Source organism: Actinomadura sp. NPDC048032, assembly GCF_040653175.1.
GTDB classification, from domain to species: Bacteria; Actinomycetota; Actinomycetes; order Streptosporangiales; family Streptosporangiaceae; genus Spirillospora; species Spirillospora verrucosospora.
In genome coordinates, this window is record NZ_JBEZJP010000586.1 from 1 (window position 1) to 3,869 (window position 3,869).

Sequence of the window (3,869 nt, forward strand, 5' to 3'; positions counted from 1 at the left end):
CGACATGGCGCACTACTACATGTACGCGCAGCGCACCGCCGACGACCGCATCGCCTTCGGCGGCCGGGGCCGCCCCTACCGGTACGGGTCGCGCGGCCGCGCGGGCCAGGGCCCGCGCCCGGTAGTAGGGGTTGCCGAGGTCCTCCCACGCGGCCGCGGCCTCCTCCCAGGCGGCCCGGTCGAGGATGCCGCGCGCCCGGGACAGTTCGGCGGCGAACGTGAGGCAGTGCGCGTGCTGGAGCGGGCCGCTCGTCCCGAGGGCGGCGGCGCGCTCCTCCAGGCGGCGCAGACGCTCCTCGGCGGTGGCGCCGATCTCGCCGCAGGCCGCCGCGCCCACGACGAGCGCGGGCCAGGTGTAGCGGGCGTCGTCCGGCATGCCGGTGTGCTGCAGGACGGGCTCCAGCGCCGCCAGCGCGGCCTCGGGGCGTCCCTCGGCGAAGACGATGTTCGCCTCCAGCCACAGGGTGCTGAAGTAGTCCTGCGTCTTCATCCACTTCAGCTTGAGCTTCATGATCTCGCGCGACCTCGCCAGCCGCGCCTTGGCCGTCGCGATGTCGCCGCGCACGAGCGCCACCCAGCCGGACAGGACGAGCAGCGAGGTGCGGGTCGTGATGGCGGGGTCCTGCTCCAGGGCGTGGTTCATCACGGCCAGGGCCTCGTCCCACCGGCCGAGCGAGACCAGCGGCTCGGCCTCGTTGATGGACAGGAACGTTCCCTGCGTGCGGCCCACGCCGTACTGGCGGGCCAGCTCCGCGCCGTGCCCGGCGACGGCGGCGGCCTCCTCGTGCCGTCCGGAGCCCTCCAGGAAGTGCGACCTGATCACGTAGTAGCGGAGCAGCACCCGGTGGTTGCCGCTGCGCTCGGCGCTCTCCCCGACCTCGGCGAGGCGCGTCTCGTCGTCGTAGTCGATGTCGGCGCAGAACAGCGTGATGAGCGCCTCGGTCTCCGCGACGGGGTCGCCGAGGGCGCGCGCGATGGACAGGGACTCCAGCGCCGCCTCGCGGGCCGCCTCGATGGAGGTGGTGATGCGCACGTAGTTGCCGAGCGTGGACAGGGCCCGGGCGCGCAGGATGGTCGGCGGGTCGGCCGGCAGCGCGTCCACCGCGGCGCGCAGGTCCTCGACGAAGCCGGGGCGCGCCACGTGGTAGAGCATGCGGCCGCGCTGTTCGAGCAGCGCCGCCCAGCGGGCGGTGTCGCGCTCGCCGTCGGCGGCCTCGACCTCCTTCAGCGCGGCGGTCGTGAGCTTGATGCCGCGGTCGAACTCGCCGGCCAGGTCGGCGGCGTTCGCGGCGTCCTCCAGGACCGAGACGTGGTCGGCGCCGATGCGCTCCGCCGCGTCGGGGACCTTGTCCCACAGCTGGAGCACGCGTTCGAGCATCGCCAGGCACTCGGCGTAGGCGACCGCCTTGCGGGCCTCGCGCGCCGCGCGCCAGGACGCGACCAGCGCCCACGTGCTGTCGTGGGCCTGCGTCCAGTGGTAGCTCAGCTCGACCCAGAGCCGCCGGGCGGGGACGAGCCCGGGGTCCTTCTCCAGGGCCTCGGCGTAGCGGGTGTGCAGGCGCGTGTACTCGCCCGGCAGCAGGTCGTCGTGGACGGCCTCGCGGATCAGGGCGTGCCGGAACGCGTAGCCGTCGCCGTCCACGACCAGGACGTTGGCGGCGACGGCGGGCCGCAGGACGCGGGTCAGCGCGGCGTCGTCGAGCCGGGACACCGCGGCCAGCAGCGCGTGCTCGATGCGGGTGCTGCCGCCGCTGGCGTCCCGCAGGACGTCCTGCGTCTCCTCGGGGAGCCGCTGGACGCCCGCCAGCAGCAGGTCGCGCAGCGACTCGGGCAGCTCGCAGGCCAGCGTGCCGTCGTCGTCGAGCAGCGCCTCGATGAACAGGGGGTTGCCCTCGCTGCGGGCCTCGATCCGCTCGACGAGGCCGGGCGGCGGGATGTGGCCGAGCAGCTCGGTGACGAGCGCGGCGACGTCGGCGCGGGCCAGCCGGCCGATCTCCGTCCGGCGGACGCGTTCGAGCCGCTCCAGCCCGGCGAGCAGCTGGCGCAGCGGATGGGTGCGGTGCAGCTCGTCCGACCGGTAGCTCATGACGATCAGCAGCGGCGCCGAGCCGAGATTGCGGATCAGGAAGGCCAGCAGGTCGCGGGTGGACCGGTCCGCCCAGTGGGCGTCCTCGATGACGAGCACGACCGGGCCGCGCTCGGCGAGCCGCTCCAGCAGCGTCAGCACGACCTCGAACAGCCGGGCGCGCTCCTCGCCGGACGCGGCGTCGCTCTCCGGCTCCCCGAACTCGGGCAGCAGCCGGGCCAGGGCGCCGGTGTCGCCGCGCGGGACGAGCCCGGCGACGCCGTCGACGCCGATGTCGCGGACGAGCCCGCGCAGGATCGTGGTGAACGGCGCGAAGGGAAGGCCGTCGGAACCGAGCTCCAGGCAGCCGCCGACCAGCGTCCTGGCGTCGGCCTCCCGGCTGAACTCCCTGACCAGGCGGGTCTTGCCGAGGCCCGCGTCGCCGCCGAGCAGCACGGCGCCCGGCGCGGCGGCGAGGGCGTCCCGCAGCTGCCGCAGTTCGGCCGACCTGCCGACCAGGACGGGACTCATCGCACGCGCGTTCACGTCACAAGCATGCCAAAGGGATCGGACAATCCCACCCGTATATCACTTCGTGAGACGCCAACCCTGGCCCCGGTGCTCGTCCAGCTCCGGAACCGCACCCCGCGGGAGCGGCGGGTGGACGGCCGTCCGCACCGGACCCTCGTCCTGGACCCCGCGCGCCCTGAAGTGGTCGAGTTCGAGCATCTCGGCGCGGGACAGCAGGGGCGCCACCGGGGCCCCCGCCCGCGCCAGTCGCTCGACGGCCTCCTCCCGGGTGAGCCCGGCGACCGCGGCGGCGACCGCGCCGTCCAGCTCGCGGATCCGCTGGAGCCGCTCGGCGAACGGGACGGCGGCGTGCTCGCCGAGGCCGAGCGCGCGGCAGGTCGCCGCCCAGAGCTTCTCCTCGGACACGACGCCGAGGGTGATCTTCTGGCCGTCCCTGGTCGGGTAGACGCCGTAGCCCGGCACCGGCCCCGCGCCCGACCGGCGGGTCGCCGCCGGGACGGTGCCGACCCAGTGCGCCAGGACGTCCGCCATGCCGAGGTCGATGCGGTCGCCGACCCCCGTCTCGCGGGCCTTGAGGCAGGCGGCCGTGATCGCGAAGGCGGCGGTCGTCGCGGCCGCCATGTCCGCGAGGGGAAGCTCGTCGGCCTCCGGCGACACGGCGTCGGGGGGCAGCGCGGCCGCGTGGGCGCGGTAGTTGATGTCGTGTCCCGGAACGTCCCTGAGCGGGCCCTCCGCGCCGTATCCGGAGATGGAGCAGTAGACGAGCCGGGGGTTCAGCGCCCTGAGGGTCCGGTGGCCCACGCCCAGCCGCTCGGCGACGCCCGGCCTGAACCCCTCGACGAAGACCTCGGCGTCCGCGGCCAGTTCCCTGAGCGCCGCGAGCCCGTCCTCGGACTTGAGGTCGAGCACCATGCCGCGCTTGTGCCGGTTGAGGACGTCGAAGTGGTCGCGGAACATCCGCATCGGCTCCCCGCCGGGCGGCTCCACCTTGATCACGTCGGCGCCGAGCTGGGCGAGCAGCTGCGTCGCGTACGGCCCGGGCCGCCACATCGTCAGGTCGAGGACGCGCAGTCCGTCCAGCGGCGCCATGGTGCTCCTCGCGTGTCGGGGACCATCACCGTGCCGTTCCGCCGTGTCCGGAGTCAAGCGAGCGCTTGGTCGTTAAGGGTCGCGGGAGCGGCCGCCGCCCCGCCGTCCCACGAAGAAGAACGGGCCGCACGCCGTGCCACCGCCTGCCCGGACAGCGGCGGCACCGGCACAACCCCCCCACGCC

1 protein-coding gene and 1 pseudogene are annotated in these 3,869 nt (G+C 74.8%); both read right to left on the reverse strand.

What is annotated here, in order from left to right; genetic code table 11:
- Positions 1-2,146 precede the first annotated feature (2,146 nt).
- A pseudogene (locus AB0C69_RS39410) lies at positions 2,147-2,596 on the reverse strand (AAA family ATPase); the annotation flags it as partial.
- 57 nt (positions 2,597-2,653) lie between these two features.
- Positions 2,654-3,685 carry a CoA transferase gene (locus AB0C69_RS39415; protein WP_360361336.1) on the reverse strand — a complete coding sequence of 344 codons (1,032 nt, stop codon included), beginning with the start codon at positions 3,683-3,685 and terminating at the stop codon, positions 2,654-2,656.
- Positions 3,686-3,869 lie beyond the last annotated feature (184 nt).